Consider the following 17988-nt stretch of genomic DNA (forward strand, 5'->3'; position numbering starts at 1 on the left):
GGAGGAACACGTCACTCCCGGGATGGTCGTCAGGTGTGCACGACGACCTACTTGGCCGCGATGAAGAGCCGGCCGCCGGGGAACCGGTGCGGCACGCACCGGGCCTGGTCGAAACCGGCTTGCCGGAAGCGGGCCAGCCAGTCCTCCTCCTGAGGCAGCGCCACGTTCATGAACCCGGCGTGCAGGTAGGTGAACAGCGCGCTGAACCTGCGCTCGCGTTCCGCCGACGCGTACGGCACCGCGTCGGTGATCGCCATGATGCCGCCCGGGCGCAGGGCCTCCCGGCACCTGCGCAGCACCCGGTCGAAGACGTCGCCCTCCTGCACGATGTCGTGGAAGACGAACCCGGCGTGGATGACATCGGCACCGACCACCGGCGCGGGGTCGTCGGCGACGGACTGGATCGGCCGCTCCACCACCTCGAGACGGTCGCCGACGCCCGCTGCCAGCGCCGCGCGGGCCGCCTCCTGGCAGGCGCCGGCACTCATGTCCAGGGCCACCCCGGTGCTGCCCGGCAGCCGGCCGAGCAGGTCGATCAGCAGACCGGCGGCACCTGCGCCGAGGTCGACGATTCTCTTCGGCCGCGCGGCGAGGATCACCTCGGTGGCGGCCGGGTAGAAGCCCTGACTGCCGATCCACCGGGAACTCACCGCCACCTCGCGTCCGTTCCGCTGGTACCGCGCGGCGGCACCGGCTGGGTCGCGCAGGAACTCGGCGGGGTTCTGGAGGTACGGCTGGTTGGCCCGCAACGACCAGGTGAGGTAGCCGGACTGGTGGATCCGGTCGGCGAAGTCGTCCGCGATCCGGAACTCCTTGACGCCGGTCGGCACCAGCAGCGCCGCGGCGACCAGCACGGACAGGAAGTTGCCCATGCCCTCTTCCGGCACGTCGGCGGCCACGGCCAGCTCGGCCACGGTGACCGGCTCGCCGCGCTCCAGCAGGGGGACGATGCCCAGCCGGTCGGCCATCTCCAGCAAGGCGGCGACGGCGGCGAGATCGGCTGCGGTCTCAGGGGGACTGATGCTTGACATCGCGTTCTCCCACTCCATTTCGACGATCATCTCGAGTTCCACGGTGCCGGGCCGGTTCTGTGTCCGGCCGGCGGGCGCGGCACCATCGGCGCCGTGCCGGTCTTCGGTCCCCTGCCACCGGGTGGCAGGGGAGAGCCAGTCAGGCGGCGCGCGCGAACCGGTCGGGTTCGTCGAGGTCCGCGCCGCCCGGCACGCCGGCGGGGTGGTTGTCGTGCCGACCGGTCCGGTGGGCACCGACACGCAGGATGTTCGCCCGTGGCCTCATCGGGAATCCGCTTCTTCACCGGTGGGGCCGGTGCGCCGGCGAAGTTTCGGCCGGGTGCGGTCCGCGGCCTGGCCGAGATGTGCGGTGAGTGCGGCGACCGTCGGGGACTCGAAGAGCGCGGCCACGCTGAGGCTTGCACCGAACCGGGTGCGTACCCGGTTGAGCAGGCGGGTGGCGAGCAGGGAGTGGCCGCCGAGGTCGAAGAAGTTGTCGTGCACGCCGACCCGCGGTGCCTTCAGGACCTCGGCGAACATCGCGCACAAAGCGGCCTCCCGATCGTCCCGGGGTGCCACGTAGGCCGTGTCGGACGCGCTTGGACCGGGTGCCGGCAGCGCCTTCCGGTCGACCTTGCCGTTGCCGGTCAGCGGCAGCCGGTCCAGCGTGACGAAGACGCTCGGCACCATGTAGTCAGGGAGCGTCCGGGCGGCGTGCGCCCGCACGGCGGCCACGTCCACATCCGGTGGTACGAGGTAGCCGATCAGCCGCTCGCCGTCCCCGGTGACCGTCGCGTGGGCCACGTCCGGGTGGCCGGTCAGGGCCGCTTCGACCTCGGCCGGTTCGATCCGGAACCCACGGACCTTCAACTGCGCGTCGGCGCGGCCGTCGAACTCCAGCACCCCGTCGGGCCGGTACCGGGCGAGGTCGCCGGTGCGGTACATGCGCCCACCGGCCGGGCCGTACGGGTCGGCCACGAACCGGGCGGCGGTCACGTCCGGCTGATGCGCGTAGCCCCGGGCCAGGCCGGTCCCGGTCACGTACACCTCACCGGGTACCCCGGGGGGCACCGGCTGCAGACGCTCGTCGAGCAGATACAGCCAGGTGTTGTCCATCGCCCGGCCGATCGGCACCGTACGGGCCGGCGCCGCGGCGATCGGGTACCAGGAGGAGATGACGGTGGTCTCCGTGGTGCCCCAGGCGGCCGCGACCGCGGTGTGCGGCGCGTCGGCCACCAGGTCCGCGACCGACGCGGGCGACACCACGTCACCGGCCACCCACACGAGGTCCAGCGCGGACAGTGCCGGTCTCGCCTCGGCCACCATCAGGTTGAACAGCGCGGAGGTGAAGACCGCGGTGGTCGCCCTCCCGTCGACGATGGTGCGGGCCAGTACCTCGGTGTCCAGGTCGCCCTCGGGCGCGATCACCACCCGGCCGCCGGTCAGCAGGGGCAGCCAGATCTCGAACGTGGACGGGTCGAACGATGTCGGCGAGTGCATCAGCGTGTCGGCCGGTCGCAGTCGCTCCCAGGCACGGTCGGTGACGAACTCGGCGACACTGCGGTGCGAGACGCTGACCGCCTTGGGGGTGCCGGTCGAGCCGCTGGTGAACATCGTGTACGCGGTGCGGTCCGGGTGGGTGGTGGCCGTGGGACCGTGCTCCTCGGTACCGGGGGAGAGCGTGACGACCGTGACCCCGGTCAGCCCGGTGGGCCGGTCGGTGACGAGCAGGCGGGCCCGCATGTGGTCGACCATCCGCTGCTGCCGGGCGAGCGGCGCGGACCCGGGCAGGGGCAGATAGCCACCACCGGCCTTGACGACGGCGAGGACCGTCACGAGGTAGTCGATACCGCGCGGCTGACGTACCGCCACCGGATCGTCGGGCGCGCAGCCCGCCGCCACCAGCACGTGCGCCAGATGGTTGGCACGCCGGTCGAGGTCCCGGTAACTGATCGACCGGTCGCCCTCGACCGCGGCGATCGCGTCGGGGGTGGCGGCGGCCTTCCGGGCGAACAGGACGGCGAGGTCCTCGTCGACGACCGGTCGCACGCTGTCGCGCCGGCCCGACAGCGCGGCCTGTCGTTCGGCGTCGGAGAGCAGGTCGATCCGCCCGATCGGCGCGTCCGGATCCGCGACGGCCGCGCTCAGCACCCGCAGCAGCCGGTCCGTCAGAGCGGCCACGGTGTCCCGGTCGAACAGGTCGGTGCGGTAGCGCACCTCACCGGTGATGCCCTCGGGCACCCGGCCGTCTCCGTGGTGCTCGACGAAACTCAGGTTGAGGTCGAAGTCCACCGGACCGACCCGGATCGCCTCGAGCGCACCCTCGGCCGGCGCCGGCGACACGTCCACGCCGGACAGCGCGAAAGCGGACTCGGCGTTGTTCTGCAGCACCAGCATGGTCTGGAAGAGGGGGTGCCGGCTCAGTGTGCGGGCCGGGTTGAGCGCGTCGACGATCCGGTCGAACGGCAGCTCCTGGTGGGCGTAGGCGGCCAGGTCCAGGTCCCGCACACGACCCAGCAGTTCGCGGAAGCTCGGATCCCCGGCGGTGTCGGTCCGCAGGACCAGGCTGTTGACGAAACAGCCGATCAGGTGGTCGAGGCTGTCATCGCTGCGCCCGGCGACCGCGGTGCCGATGGGGATGTCTGTGCCCGCGCCGAGCCGGGTGTAGAGCGTCGCGAGTGCGGCGTGCAGCACCATGAACAGCGTGGTGTGCGTACGCCGGGCCAGGTCCAGCAGGCCGGCGTGCAGCGGAGCGGGCAGGGTGACCGGCAGCAGTGCGCCACGCAGGTCCGAGGAGTCGGGCCGGGGCCGGTCGTAGGGCAGCGCCAGCTCCTGCGGGAGCCCGGCGAGTTGCCCGGTCCAGTACTCCGAGAGGCGTTCCCCGGTCGGTCCTTCGAGCAGGGCCCGCTGCCACATCGTGTAGTCGGCGTACTGGACCGGCAGCGGGCGCCAGACCGGCGCGTCACCACGGACGCGGGCGGCGTACGCCTGGGCGAGGTCGCGGGTCAGCGGGGCCAGGGACCATCCGTCGCCGGCGATGTGATGCATCAGCAGCAGCAGCGTGTGCCGGTCCGGGCCGGTGTGGAACAGGTGCAGTCGCAGCGGCAGGTCGGTGGTGAGGTCGAACCGGTGGCGGGCTGCGGCCGTCAGCTCCCGGTCCAGGTCGGCCGGGTCCACCGTGGCCACCCGCAGCACCTCGTCCGGGTCGGCCTCTTCCAGGATCTGCTGGCTGGGCGCCCCGTCGACCTCCGGGAAGCGGGTGCGCAGCGTCTCGTGCCGCTCCAGCAGATCGCCCACCGCGGCGCGCAGCTCACCGAGGTCCAGGGCCCCGTCCAGCCGCAGCACCAGCGGCCAGCCGAGACCGTTCCACCGGGAAAGGAACCACAGCCGCTCCTGGGCGTAGGACAGGGGCAGCGGACACGGCCGCGCGGCGGGCAGCAGGGCGCTGCGGGTTCGGCTCGCGCCTTGGCCGGAGCCGAGCCGTGCGCCGAGTGCCGCCGCCGTCGGGGCTTCGAACAGGTCCGCGATGCCCAGGTCCGCTCCCAGGTGGGTGCGGACCCGGTTGACCAGACGGGTGGCGAGGAGCGAGTGGCCGCCGAGGTCGAAGAAGTTGTCGTGGGCGCCGACCCGGGACCTGCCGAGCAGCTCGCCCATGAGCTCGACGAGGATCTCCTCGGTAGGGGTGCGCGGCGCCGTGTATCCGGTGCCGGTCGCGAACTCGGGCTCCGGCAGGGCCCGCCGGTCCACCTTGCCGTTTCCGGTGAGCGGCAGCCGGTCGAGGACGACATAGGCACTGGGCACCAGGTAGTCGGGGAGTGCGGCGGCGAGCCGGCCCTGTACGTCGGCGACGTCCAGCTCGGCGCCGCCGGGCACCAGGTAGGCGACGAGCCTGCGGTCGCCGCCGCGGTCCTCGTGGGCGGTGACGAACGCCTGCCCGACCCCCGACAGGGCGGTGAGCGAGGACTCGACCTCGGCGGGTTCGACCCGGAAGCCGCGGATCTTCACCTGGGCGTCGGCCCGCCCGACGAAGTCCAGGGTGCCGTCACTTCGCCACCGGGTGATGTCACCGGTGCGGTACATCCGGCTGCCGGGCGGTCCCCACGGATCGGCGGTGAACCGTTCGGCGGTCAGGTCGGGCTGTCCGGCGTACCCTCGCGACACCCCTGAGCCGGCGATGTAGAGCTCGCCCGGGACCCCGGCCGGCACCGGCTGGAGGTGCCCGTCGAGCACGTACAGCCGGGTGTTGTCCATCGGCGTGCCGATCGGCACCCGGCCGGGCACGGCCTGCGCGTCGGACATCGAGAACCGGGTGGAGCAGGTGGTGGTCTCGGTCGGACCGTACAAGGCCCTGACCGTCAGGCCGGGGTGGCGGTCCAGGATCCGTCCGACCGCCCCGGGCGGCACCACGTCGCCGCCGGTCAGGATCTCCCGGATCCCCGCGAAGCAGTCCGGGTTCTCCGCGAGGGCCGCGAAGAGGCCGGAGGTGAGCCAGATCCTGTCCACGCCGTACGCGGTCACCGCGCGGGCCAGACCGGCGTCGTCGAGGATCTCCTCGGGAGCCACCACGACCGTGCCGCCGGTCAGCAGCGGTGTCCAGATCTCGTGCACCGACGCGTCGAATCCGGTGGCGGAGTGCATCAGCACCGTGCCGCCGGCCCGCCAGAGCCGGTCGCGGACGAACCCGGCCGTGTTCCGGTGCGTCAGGACGACGGCCTTGGGAGTACCGGTCGAGCCGCTGGTGAACATCACGTAGGCGGCCTGGTCCGGGTGCGGGTCCGGGCGGGGAGGCTCGGGCGACTCGCCGTCCCCCGGTGCCAGCACGGTCAGTCCCGTCAGGTCGTGCGGCCGGTCGGTGACGAGCAGGGTGGCGCCGACCTGGTCGGCCATCCGGCGCAGTCGGCCCGCGGGGGCGGTCGGCGGCAGCGGCAGATACGAGGCGCCGGCCTTGAGCACCGCGAGCATGGACACGATCAGGTCGGCCGAACGCTGCTGCAACAGCGCCACCGGCCGGTCCGGGGACGCGCCGGCCGCGACCAGTCGGTGTGCCAGGTGGTTGGCGCGCCGGTCCAGTTCGGCGTAGGTCAGGGTGACCGGCCCGGTGACCGCCACCGTGTCGGGGGTCACCGAGGCACGTGCGGCGAACAGCCGCGGTAACGACGCGTCCGGCAGCGGCCGCACCGTGTCGTTCCAGGACCGGAGGATGGTGTCGCGTTCGTCGCCGTCGAGCACGTCGAGCCGGGCAAGCCGCTGGTCGGGGTCGGTGACGACGGCCTGGAGGACGCGGATGAACCTGTCCGCCAGCGACCGTACGGTGTCCGGGTCGAAGAGCCCGGTGCGGTAGACGATCTCGCCGACGATGCCGTCGGCGGTGCTGTCCCGCCGGTAGGTGTCGGTGAGGTTCACGAAGAGGTCGAGCTGCGCCGCCGACGGCGTCGACCGGACCACCTCGACGTCCAGGCCGGTCAGGTCGAAGTCGGCGTCCGCGTTGTTCTGCAGGACCAGCATGGTCTGGAAGAGCGGGTGGCGGCTGAGTGCGCGGGCCGGGTTGAGTGCCTCGACGAGACGGTCGAAGGGCAGCTCCTGGTGGCTGAGGGCGGCCACGTCGTCGGTCCTGGTGCGCTCCAGGAGTTCGCGGAAGGTCGGGTCGCCCGCGGTGTCGGTGCGCAGCACCAGGTTGTTGACGAAGAAGCCGATCAGATGGTCGAGCTTGTCGTCGCTGCGCCCGGCGACCACGGTCCCGATGGGGATGTCGGTGCCCGCGCCGAGCCGGGTGTAGAGCGCGGCCAGGGCGGCGTGCAGCACCATGAAGAGAGTGGTCCGGCTCTGCTGCGCCACGGCCAGCAGGCCGGCATGCAGCGACGCGGGTATCCGCAACGGGAGCAGCGCGCCGTCGTGGTCGGCGCCGCTGGGGCGGGGCCGGTCGTAGGGCAGGGCCAGTTCCTCCGGGAGCTCCGTCAGGTAGTCGCGCCAGAACCCGGTCATCTGCTCCTGGTACGCCGTGGAGAGCAGGTCGCGCTGCCACAGCGCGTGGTCGGCGTACTGCACCGGCAGCGGCTGCCAGGCCGGCGCGGTGCCGGCGACCCGCGCCGCGTAGGCGGTGGCCAGATCCTTTGCCAGGGGCTGCATCGACCATCCGTCGCCGGCGATGTGGTGCAGCACCAGCACCAGCACATGCCGTTCCGGCGCGGTGCGCAGCAGCCGCACCCGCACGGGCACTTCCGCGGTGATGTCGAAGGGCTGCCGGCAGGCGGTCCGTACGGCCTGGTCCAGGTCGGACTCGGCCACGTCGAGCACACGGACCAGATCGCTCGCCGGCACCCGGGGAAGGATCCGCTGGTACGGCCGGCCGTCCTGCTCGTCGAACACGGTGCGCAGCGACTCGTGCCGCGCCATCAGGTCCTCGACCGCGGCGACCAGCGCGTCCCGGTCCATCGGGCCGGCCAGGCGCAGGACCACGGGGAGGTTGTAGGTCCAGCCGAGCGGATCCATCCGGTTGACGAACCACAGGCGCTGCTGGGCCCAGGACAGCGGGACGCGTTCCGGTCGCGGGGCCGCGACCAGGGTCGGCGCCTCCTGCCCGGCGGTCTCGGCGATGGTGGCCGCGAGACCCGCGATGGTGGGCGTGGCGAACAGCGCGTCGAGCCCGAGCCGGACGCCGAAGGCGCCCCGGATCCGGTTGAGCAGGCGGGTGGCGAGGAGCGAGTGGCCGCCGAGGTCGAAGAAGTTGTCGTCGATGCCGATCCAGGACCGGTCGAGCAGTTCGGCTGCGAGTTCGCAGAGCAGCTTCTCCCGCGTGTCACGAGGCGCCCGGCCGGACACGGTGCCGCGGAAGTCGGGTTCGGGCAGTGCCTGCCGGTCCAGCTTGCCGCTCGCCGTCAGGGGCAGCGCGTCGAGCACCATGAACGCGGAGGGCACCAGGTAGGACGGGAGCCGCTCCTTGGCCCAGTCGCGCAGCGCCGCGACGAGCAGCCCGCGACGGCGGGTCGCGATCGGGTCGTTGGTGAAGCCGGTGGACCCGGTGGACCCGGTGGAGCCGGTGACGGTGTTGGAGCTGGTGGAGCTGGTGGAGCTGGTGGAGCCGCGGTGCAGGTACACGCCGTCCAGCACCTGTGTGCCGTCGGTGGCAGGGAAGAGAACGTCGAGCAGGTCCGGGCCGTCCGCGGACCAGGTGACCACGGCGGTGCGTCCGTGCGCCGCGGCGAGAGAGTGCCAGTACTCCGGGTCGATCTGGTCGCCCGGCCCCTCGAGCGCGGCGCGCGAGACCTCCACCGGCGCGACCGCCCGGACCGCTCGCGTGGCGGCGACCTCACCTGCGACCCGGGCGTTGCGTACCCCGGTGAGCCGCAGCGCGGTGCCGTCGGCCAGACGCGCGGCCAGGTCCTCGGGACCTCGGACGTCGGGCCCCCAGCTCAGCGCCGGGACCGCCGACAGGTTCTGCGCGTCGGTGCCGTCCTTGTGCAGCACCACGTCGTAGCGGTGCTTGGTCAGTTCGTTGTGGTCGGAGCCGCGCTTGAGCCGCACGTCGACCGCGCCGGCGCCGACGGTGCCGAAGAGGCCCGGGTCGATCAGGAGTTCCTTCTCCAGGGTCACTGCCTGTTCGATCTCGCGGCGCAGTACCTCGGGTCCCGGATCGTGGTCGAGCTGCCCGAGCCGGACGCCGGTCCACATGCTGTCCACGAGTGGCAGGCACCGCACGTCACCGACGAGCAACCGGCCGCCCGGCCCGAGCAGATCGAGCAGCTTGGTCAGAACGTCCCGCAGGTACTGCTCATGGGGGAAGTACTGCACGACCGAGTTGATGATGATCGTGTCGAAGTGGCCGTGTGGCAGGCCGGTGGTGACGTCGGCGGCCTGGACGCGCAGGGTGACCTTCCCGGCGGTGCCCGCCTCGCCGGCGAGCCGGTCGCGCAGCCCCTCGATCGCGGACGCCGAGTAGTCGGTGCCCCAGTACTCGTCCACCTGGCCGACCAGTGGCGTCAGGATCAGGCCGGATCCGACGCCGACCTCCAGGACGCGCCGTGGTGCGAAGCTCCGTACGCGGGTGACGATCGCCTCCCGCCAGCGGGCCATCTGCTCGACCGGGATCCCCTCACCGGTGTAGCTGGAGTTCCAGCCGGAGAAGTCGGCGCCGAAGCCCGCGCTGTCGGACTGGTCGTAGAACGTGTCGTAGATCTGCTGCCACTCGTCGACGTGCCGTTCGGCGTTGCCGTCGTCGGTCTCCGGTGCCTGTGCGGCGACCAGGTAGGCGGCGAGCCGTTTCTCGCCGAGCCGGTCCTCGTGCACCAGGACCCGGGCCTGCTCCACCGCCGGGTGCCCGGCGAGGACCGTCTCGATCTCGCCCGGTTCGATCCGCAGGCCTCGGATCTTGACCTGGTCGTCGGCCCGGCCGCAATAGGCGAGCTGTCCGTCGGGCAGCTGCCGCACCAGGTCGCCGGTGCGGTACATCCGGGTGCCCGGCGCCCCGAACGGGTCGGCGACGTAGCGCTGTGCGGTGAGCCCGGCGCGGTCGACGTACCCGCGGGTCACGCCACCGCCTCCGCTGTACAGCTCGCCGATCTCGCCGGGGGGCGTCGGGCGCAGTCCGTCGTCCAGTACGTACAGGCGGGTGTCGCCGGCCCGGGAGCCGATCGGCGGTGCGTCCGGCCCGGGCACGAGCGGGGCCGAGAGGGTGATCGCCATGCTGGTCTCGGTGGGCCCGTAGCCGTTGACCATCCGGCGGCCGGGGCTCCAGGTGTCCACCAGTCGCGCGCCGCACGCCTCACCACCGACCATCAGCGACCGCAGCGTCGGCAGATCGGTCCGTGGCACGGTCGCCAGCACCGACGGCGGTACGAACGCGTGGGTGATCCGGTTGTCCGCGAGGAACGCCGCCAGGTCCTCGCCGACCAGTGTGTCGGGGGGCGAGACGACGAGGGTGCCGCCCGGCACGAACGCCAGCAGCACCTCGATGATCATGGCGTCGAAACTGGGCGAGGCGAGCTGTGACACCACGCAGTGGGGGGCCGCCGCCATCCGGTCCGCCAGGTCGGCGCCGAACGGCGGCACCCCCCGGTGCGGTACCGCGACGCCTTTGGGCCTGCCCGTCGAACCGGACGTGTAGATGACGTACGACAGTGACAGCGGATGGTCCACCGGGTCCGGGGCGGTCACCGGCGCCGTCGCCGCCTCGGCAAGGAGCTCCGGCAGCGACAACTGGGCGGTACCCGGGGTGTCCGGCAGCCCGGGCAGCACCGCCGCGGTGGCCAGCAGGGCGCGGGGCGCGCTGTCGGCGCACATGAAGGCGATCCGCTCGGCCGGGTGATGGATGTCGACCGGCAGGAACGCGCCGCCGGCCTTTCCGACAGCGAGCATGGCGACGATCAGGTCGGCCGAGCGGGGCAGCGCCAGCGCCACCACGTCCTCGGCGCCGATGCCGCGACCGCGCAGCACGTGGGCCAGCTGGTTGGCCCGGGCGTCCAGTTCGGCGTAGCGCAACTCGACCGGGCCGCAGCGCAGTGCCGGTGCGTCACCGCGACTCGCCGCGTGCCGGGCCACCAGACCATGCAAGGACCCGGGCAGTTCGGTATCGGCTGACGGCAAGCGCTCCGGCGAAAACGGCATCGCGGCTCTCCATGATCAATGTGTGCCGGTGGTCTCATTTGCGGGCTGGCTCATGATGAGCGGACGGCAAGTTTTGCGACAACCCCTAAATGAGGCCGTCAAAACCCCTTTGGGCAAAGCCCTTTCGGACTCGGTGACCTTGCATTCCGTGGAACCGTCCTATCGTGTGCGGCCGACGACCATCGATGTCTCGCAGGCGCAGGAGGATTCGTGTTCCCGTTGTCTTTCGCGCAGCAACGCCTGTGGTTTCTCAACCGCCTCGACACCGACGCCTGGACCTACAACCTGCCGCTCGCGCTTCGGTTGGAGGGTCCGCTCGACACCGCGGCCCTGCGCTCCGCCCTGGGTGACCTGGTGGCCCGGCACGAGAGCCTGCGCACGGTCTTTCCCGAGGTCGACGGCGAGCCGTGGCAGCGGGTTCGCGACACCGTGGACGTCGCCGAGTTCATCACCGAACTGGACGTCACGGCGGCCGAACTGCCCACGACATTGGACCGGCTGGCCAGGCACGCGTTCGACCTGACGGCGGACCTGCCGCTGAGGGTGTGGCTGCTGCGCACCGGCGAGCGGAGCCACACGCTGCACATGGTGCTCCACCACATCGTCGGCGACGGCTGGTCGATGGCGCTGCTCGGCCGCGACCTGGGCACCGCCTACGCGGCCCGCCGGGCCGGTGCCGCGCCGGACTGGGAGCCACTGCCCGTCCAGTACGCCGACTACGCGCTGTGGCAGCGGGAACTCCTCGAGGGCCCGGACGGTGCGGACCTCCTCGCCCACTGGACCGGGCGGCTCGCCGACGTGCCCGACGAGCTGCCGCTGCCACTGGACCGGCCCCGGCCGGAGGTCTCCGGCGACGACGGCGGTGAGGTACGGCTGGACCTGCCGGCGGAGCTGCACGCGCGACTGCTGCGGCTCGCGCGCGATGCCGACGCGTCGCTGTTCATGGTCGTGCACGCGGCCCTCGCGGCCCTGCTGAGCAGGCTGGGAGCCGGCACCGACATCCCGCTCGGCACGATGGACGCGGGCCGCGCCGAAGAGGACCTCGAGGACCTGATCGGGTTCTTCGTGAACACGTTGGTGCTGCGGCTGGACACGGGCGGGGACCCGACGTTCCGGCAGCTGCTCGCGCGGGCCCGGGAGGCGGACATCGCCGCCCTCGCGCACCCAGAGTTGCCGTTCGACCGGCTCGTCGAGGCGCTCAACCCGAGCCGGGCGCTCAACCGGCACCCGCTCTTCCAGGTCGCGCTGGTGCTGCAGAACAACGCCGCCGCGCAGTACACCCTGGACGGCCTGACCGTGACGGAGCTGCGGAACCGGACCATCGCGGCGCACTTCGACCTGTCGGTCGCCTTCACCGACCGGTACGCCGCGGACGGCACGCCGCTGGAGCTGGCCGCGCAGCTCGTCTACCGCACCGAACTCTTCGACCGGGACACGGTCACGGCGTTCGCGCACCGCCTGGTGCGGCTGCTCGAAGAGGTGGTGGACGACCCGGACCGGGCCCTGTGCGACATCGACCTCCTTGCCGCCCGCGAACGCGACACCGTGCTGTACGAGTGGAACGGCACGACCCGACCGGAACCGTCGATCGGACTCGCCCGGGCATTCGCCCTGCAGGCCGCCCGGACTCCCGCCGCGCCCGCCGTGTCCGATACGGACGGCACGCTGAGCTACGTCGAACTGGACCGGCGAAGCGACCTGCTGGCCGGCCGCCTGACCCGGCTGGGCGTGGCGGCGGAGACACGGGTCGCGATACTCCAGCAGCGCTCCGCCGACCTGATCGTGTCGATGCTCGCGGTGCTCAAGGCAGGCGGCTGCTTCGTACCACTGCCGCTGACCGCGCCCACGGAACGGCTGCGCGACATGCTGGACCAGGCCGGCGTGGAACTGCTGCTGGTCGACGACGCGCTGCGCGACCACGACGTGGTGACCGGCGCCGAGGTGGAGACCCTGACGGTGACCGGTTTCCTGGCCACGTCGGCCGACCACGCCGCCGTACCGGCCGGTGTCGCGCACCCCGAGCAGGCCGCGTACATCATGTACACGTCGGGCTCGACCGGTGCGCCCAAAGGGGTCGTCACCACCCAGCGCGGAGTGCTCGCGTTCGCCCACGACCGGTGCTGGCAGGACGAACGACCCCGCCGCGCGCTGCTGCACTCACCGCACGCCTTCGACGCGTCGACCTGCGAGATCTGGGTGCCGCTGCTGTCCGGCGGAGAGGTCGTCGTGGCACCGGTCGGCGATGTCGACGGCGCCGTCGTGCGGGCCGCCGGCCTCACCGACGTGCTGCTGGTCTCCGGCCTCTTCCAGGTCATCGCCGAGGAGGACCCGGACTGCTTCGCCGGACTGCGCGAGGTGATGACCGGCGGCGACGTGATCAGCCCCGCCGCGGTCCGCGCGGTCCTGCGCCGCCACCCGGGCCTGCGGGTCCGCGCCACGTACGGTCCCACCGAACTGACCATGTGCTCGGTGCAGATGCCCCTGCACGACCCGGACACGGTGCCGGACAGCGTGCCGATGGGCCGACCCATGGACAACACCGCCGTCTACCTCCTCGACGACCGGCTGCGGCCCGTACCGGTCGGGGTGATCGGCGAGCTCTACGCGGCCGGTGCCGGTCTGGCGCGCGGGTACGCCGGCCGTGCCGGGCTGAGCGCCGAACGCTTCGTCGCCGACCCGTTCGGCGAGCCCGGTACCCGGATGTACCGCACCGGCGACCTGGCCCGGTGGCGCGCCGACGGGAGCCTCGAGTTCGCCGGCCGGGCCGACACCCAGGTGAAGATCCGCGGCTTCCGGGTCGAACCAGGCGAGGTGGAGAGCGTTCTGGTGCGTCACCCGCACGTGGCGCAGGCCCACGTGCACGCCCGCGAGGACCGGCCGGGCGACAAGCGCCTCGTCGGATACCTGGTACCCGCCGTACCGTCGCCGGACCTCGCCGGGATCCGTGCCGCGGCGGCCTCGGTGCTGCCGCCGTACATGGTGCCCTCCGCTCTGGTCCCGCTCGAACAGCTCCCGCTCACCCCGAACGGCAAGATCGACCGGCGGTTGCTGCCGACACCCGATCAGGACGCCTCCGGCACGGAGTACGTGGCACCTCGCGACGACCGGGAACGCGCACTGTGCGTACTGTTCGCCGAGGTACTGCAGGTACCGCGGGTCGGTGTGCACGACGGCTTCTTCACGCTCGGCGGCCACTCGCTGCTCGCGATCCGGCTGATCAACCGCATCCGTACCACGTTCGGTGTGGACCTCGGCGTGGCGACCCTGTTCCAGGCGCCCACCGTCGCCGAACTCGCCACCCGGCTCGTCGAACCGGACAGCCGGCGACGGATCCCCGCCGCCGCGCGAACCGCCGCGCCGCCGCTGTCGTACCAGCAGGAAGGCCTGTGGTTCCTGCACCAGCTCGATCCCGGCTCCCCGGTCTACAACGTGCCGCTCGCGCTGCGACTGCGCGGCCGGCTCGACGTCGACCGGCTCTCCCGCGCCCTGGGCCGACTGGTCGGCCGGCACGAGAGCCTGCGCACCCGGTTCGTCGCGGTGGACGGCGTTCCGGTCCAGGTGACCGATCCCGCACCGCCGGCCTGGCCGCTCCCGGTGACCCCGATCCACCCGGACGACGTGCCGGAGGCGCTCGCGGAGGCCGCCACCCGCCCGTTCGACCTGGCCACCGACCGGCTGCTGCGCACGGAACTGCTGCGGCTCGGCCCGGTCGAGCACGTGCTGGTGCTGTGCACCCACCACATCATCGCCGACGGATGGTCGGCGGGCGTCCTGCTCGACGAACTGTCCACCCTGTACACCGATCCGGACGCCTCCCTCCCGGCATTGGACATCCAGCCGGCCGACCACGCCGTCTGGCAGCGCACCTGGCTCGCCGACGACGTGCTGGACAAGCAGCTCGGCTACTGGCGCGAACAGCTCCACGCGCTGCCGCAGCTGGACTTCCCGACCGACCGCCCGCGCGGCGCCGGCGCCGGACACCCCGGGGCCACGGTGGAACTCCACCTGCGGGACGGTCTCGGCGCCTCGCTGCGCCGACTGGCCGACGCCGAACGCGGATCACTGCTGTCCGTACTGATGGCCGGATTCCTGGTGGTGCTCTCCCGGCACACCGGGCAGGACGACATAGGCATCGGTTCGGTCTTCTACGGCCGCAACCGCCCCGAACTCGAGCCGCTGGTCGGTTACTTCGCCAACACCGTCGTGCTGCGCGCCGACGTCGCCGGCACCCCGACCTTCCGGGAGCTGGTACGCCGCTGCGAACTGGCCGTGCAGGGTGCCACCGAACATCAGGACCTCCCCTTCAGCACGCTGGTCGAACAGCTGCGGCCTGCCCGTGAACCGGGCCGCAACCCGCTCTTCCAGATCAGCCTCACCCTGCACGCCGACGAGGTCTCGGAAGCCGCGCCGGCGCTCGGCCCGGTCACCGTCGAACCGCTGCCAGTGGCCGGTTCGGTCGCCCGCTTCGACCTGGCCGCGCACGCCACCGTCACCGCCGACGGCGGACTGCGGTTGCAGGCCGAGTACGCCACCGACCTGTTCGACACCGACCGGATCACCCGGTTGCTCGAACACCTGGGCCGTGTCCTGACCCGTGCGGTGACGGCCCCGGACACCACGGTGTGCGACTTCGTCCTGCCCGGGCCGGACGAGGCGGCGCTGCTGCACCGGTGGAGCAGCGCCCGGCGCGAGGTGCCGGCCGACGCCTCGCTGTGGGACCTGTTCGCCGAACAGGTCCGACTGCGCCCCGACGCGGTGGCGGTGGTCGCCGGCGAGGAGCGGACGACCTATCGGGAACTGGCCCGGCGTGCCGAACGGCTGGCCGCCCGGCTGGCGGCCCGAGGGGTCACCCGGGGAAGCCTGGTCGGCCTGTGCACACGCCGGGACACGGACCTTGTCGTCGGGATCCTGGGCATCCTGCGCGCCGGTGCCGCGTACGTACCGCTGGATCCCGACTACCCGGCGCAGCGGCTGTCCTACATGGCCGCCGACGCGGGCCTGTCGGTGGTGGTCACCCAGCGAGGACTCGAGGTGCCCGCGACCGCGCTGCCGCTGGACGCCGACACCGACGGGGACCTCCCGGTACCGGACCTGACCGTGACCGGTGCCGACCTGGCCTACCTGATCTACACGTCGGGCTCGACCGGGGAACCCAAGGCGGTCACCGTCCCGCACGGCCAGGTCGTCCGGCTGATGCGGGCCACCCAGGACTGGTACCGGTTCGACGAGCGGGACGTGTGGACGCTGTTCCACTCGTTCGCCTTCGACTTCTCCGTCTGGGAACTGTGGGGCGCCCTCGCCCACGGCGGTCGGCTGGTCGTGGTGCCGTTCTGGCAGACCCGCTCGCCCGAGGACTTCCAGCGGCTGCTGGCCCGCGAGAAGGTCACGGTGCTCAACCAGACCCCGGCCGCGTTCCGGCAGCTGGTCGCGGTCGACGAGGAGCGCCCGGAGGCACTCTCCCTGCGGTACGTGATCTTCGGCGGCGACGCGCTGGACATCGACTCGGTACGGCGCTGGTTCGACCGGCACGGCGAGGACCACCCGCGGCTGGTCAACATGTACGGCATCACCGAGACCACGGTCCACGTCACGTACTGCCCGCTGACCCGGGAGCTCCTGCGTGACAACGCCGGCCCCATCGGCGAGCCGATACCCGACCTGTCGCTGTGGGTCGTCGACCCGGCCGGGCAGCCGGCACCCATCGGCGTACCGGGCGAACTTCTCGTCGGCGGCGCCGGTCTGTCCTGGGGCTACCTGCACCGGCCCGACCTGAGTGCACAGCGATTCGTCGCCGACCGGTTCGGCGGCACACCCGGCGCCCGGCTCTACCGCTCCGGCGACCTGGCCCGGCGCCGCGCCGACGGGGGCCTGGAGTACCTGGGCCGCATCGACCAGCAGGTCAAGATCCGCGGGTTCCGGATCGAACTCGGCGAGATCGAAGCCGTACTCGCCGCTCATCCCCGCGTCGACAGCGCGTGTGTGACCGTTCGTGACGACCGTCTCGTCGGTTACGTGGTGACGGGGGCGGGCGACCCCGGCGACCTCGGCGAGATCCGCGCGCACCTGGCGGCCCGCCTGCCCGACTACATGGTGCCCTCCGCACTGGTACCCGTGGAGCGCATCGCGTTGACCGGCAACGGCAAGGTGGACCGGGGCGCGCTGCCCGCACCGGAGCCGAGCCGCACCGGCGAGTTCGTCGCGCCGCGCGACGACACCGAACACGCGGTCGCCCGGGTCTGGGCCGGTCTGCTGGGCACCGACCGGATCGGCGTCCGCGACAGCTTCTTCGACCTGGGCGGCACCTCCCTCGACCTGACCCGGCTGCGTGCCGAGATCCGCCGGGAGTTCGGCGTCGAACTGGACATGCGCGACCTGTACTCGGCTCCGACCGTGGAGATGACCGCCATGCTGCTCGATCCGTCCCGCCAGAACCGGACCCGGCCGTCGCCGCTGGTGCCGATCAAACGCACCGGCAGCCGGCCGCCGCTCTTCCTGGTCCACGCCGTCGGTGGATCCGTGGTGCCGTACCTGCCGCTGGCCCGCCTGATCGACCCCGAGCAGCCGCTCTACGGCCTGGAGGACCCGGGCCTTGACGGCGGCCCGGTCACCACGTCGCTGACCGCCCTGGCCGCGCGGTACGTCGAGGCGATCCGCGCCGTCCAGCCGCACGGCCCCTACCATCTCGGCGGCTGGTCCCTGGGCGGCGTGGTGGCCGCGGAGATGGCCGGTCAGCTGACCGCCGCGGGCGAACCGGTCGCGCTGGTCGTCATGCTGGACACCGGAATGCCACCGTACCTGGGCAAGGAGCTGCCGGACCGCGCGGTGCTCCTCGGCGGCTTCGTCCACGACCTGGCCGGCCTGGCGGGCGTGCCGGTACCCCGGTACGACGAGGCCGCGCTGCGGGGTCTGTCGCCGGACCGCCAGGACGAAGCGCTGCTGGACCTCCTGGAGCGCGCGGCCCTCGTCCCGGAAGGCATCCGTGACGACATGCGGGATCGGATACGGGTCTTCGAGGCCAACACCCGGGCACTGCTGCGGCACCGCCCGGGCCCTGTCGACGGCCGCCTGGTGCTGCTGTCGGCGCAGCAGCAACCGCGCAGGCCGAAGATCCGCCCGTGGCGCGTCCTCGCCCGTGCCGGCTTCGAACTCCACACGGTCCCCGGTGACCACCACACCATGCTGCAGCAGCCTCACCTGACCACACTGGCGGAGAGTCTGCGCGGTGTCCTGGAGCGGCTGGTCCGGCCCTGACGGTGGCCGCGGGCACCGGTGGACACCACCCTGGCGTCGGATCCTGACGGTGGCCGCGCACCCGCGCACACCCTGGCGTCGGACGCAAGGCCGGAGGCCGCGCTTCCCGGGGACAGAGCCCTCGGGG

Annotated in this window: 4 protein-coding genes; 1 reads left to right on the forward strand and 3 read right to left on the reverse strand. The window is 72.5% G+C overall.

Features of this window, described 5'->3' with window-relative positions:
• Positions 1-47: 47 nt before the first annotated feature.
• The 3 genes from OG361_RS38025 to OG361_RS38035 form a co-directional block, all read right to left on the reverse strand.
• Positions 48-1031 (reverse strand): class I SAM-dependent methyltransferase, encoded by a 984-nt coding sequence (locus OG361_RS38025; RefSeq protein WP_405861027.1) that lies wholly within the window; start codon positions 1029-1031, stop codon positions 48-50.
• Between the two features lie 139 nt (positions 1032-1170).
• Positions 1171-1296 carry a hypothetical protein gene (locus OG361_RS38030; RefSeq protein WP_405861029.1) on the reverse strand — a complete coding sequence of 42 codons (126 nt, stop codon included), beginning with the start codon at positions 1294-1296 and terminating at the stop codon, positions 1171-1173.
• The gene (locus OG361_RS38035; RefSeq protein ID WP_405861031.1) at positions 1293-10544 is read right to left on the reverse strand and encodes an amino acid adenylation domain-containing protein; all 9252 of its coding nucleotides are present in this window, start codon (positions 10542-10544) and stop codon (positions 1293-1295) included. Before OG361_RS38035 ends, OG361_RS38030 begins: the two co-directional genes overlap by 4 nt.
• A 276-nt stretch (positions 10545-10820) precedes the next feature.
• Between OG361_RS38035 and OG361_RS38040 the strand changes: the two genes are divergently transcribed.
• Positions 10821-17861, forward strand: coding sequence for an amino acid adenylation domain-containing protein (locus tag OG361_RS38040; RefSeq protein WP_405861033.1), 7041 nt, complete (start codon positions 10821-10823; stop codon positions 17859-17861).
• The last annotated feature ends 127 nt before the right edge of the window (positions 17862-17988 follow it).

The organism is Streptomyces sp. NBC_00090 (assembly GCF_045160815.1).
Lineage (GTDB): Bacteria > Actinomycetota > Actinomycetes > Streptomycetales > Streptomycetaceae > Streptomyces.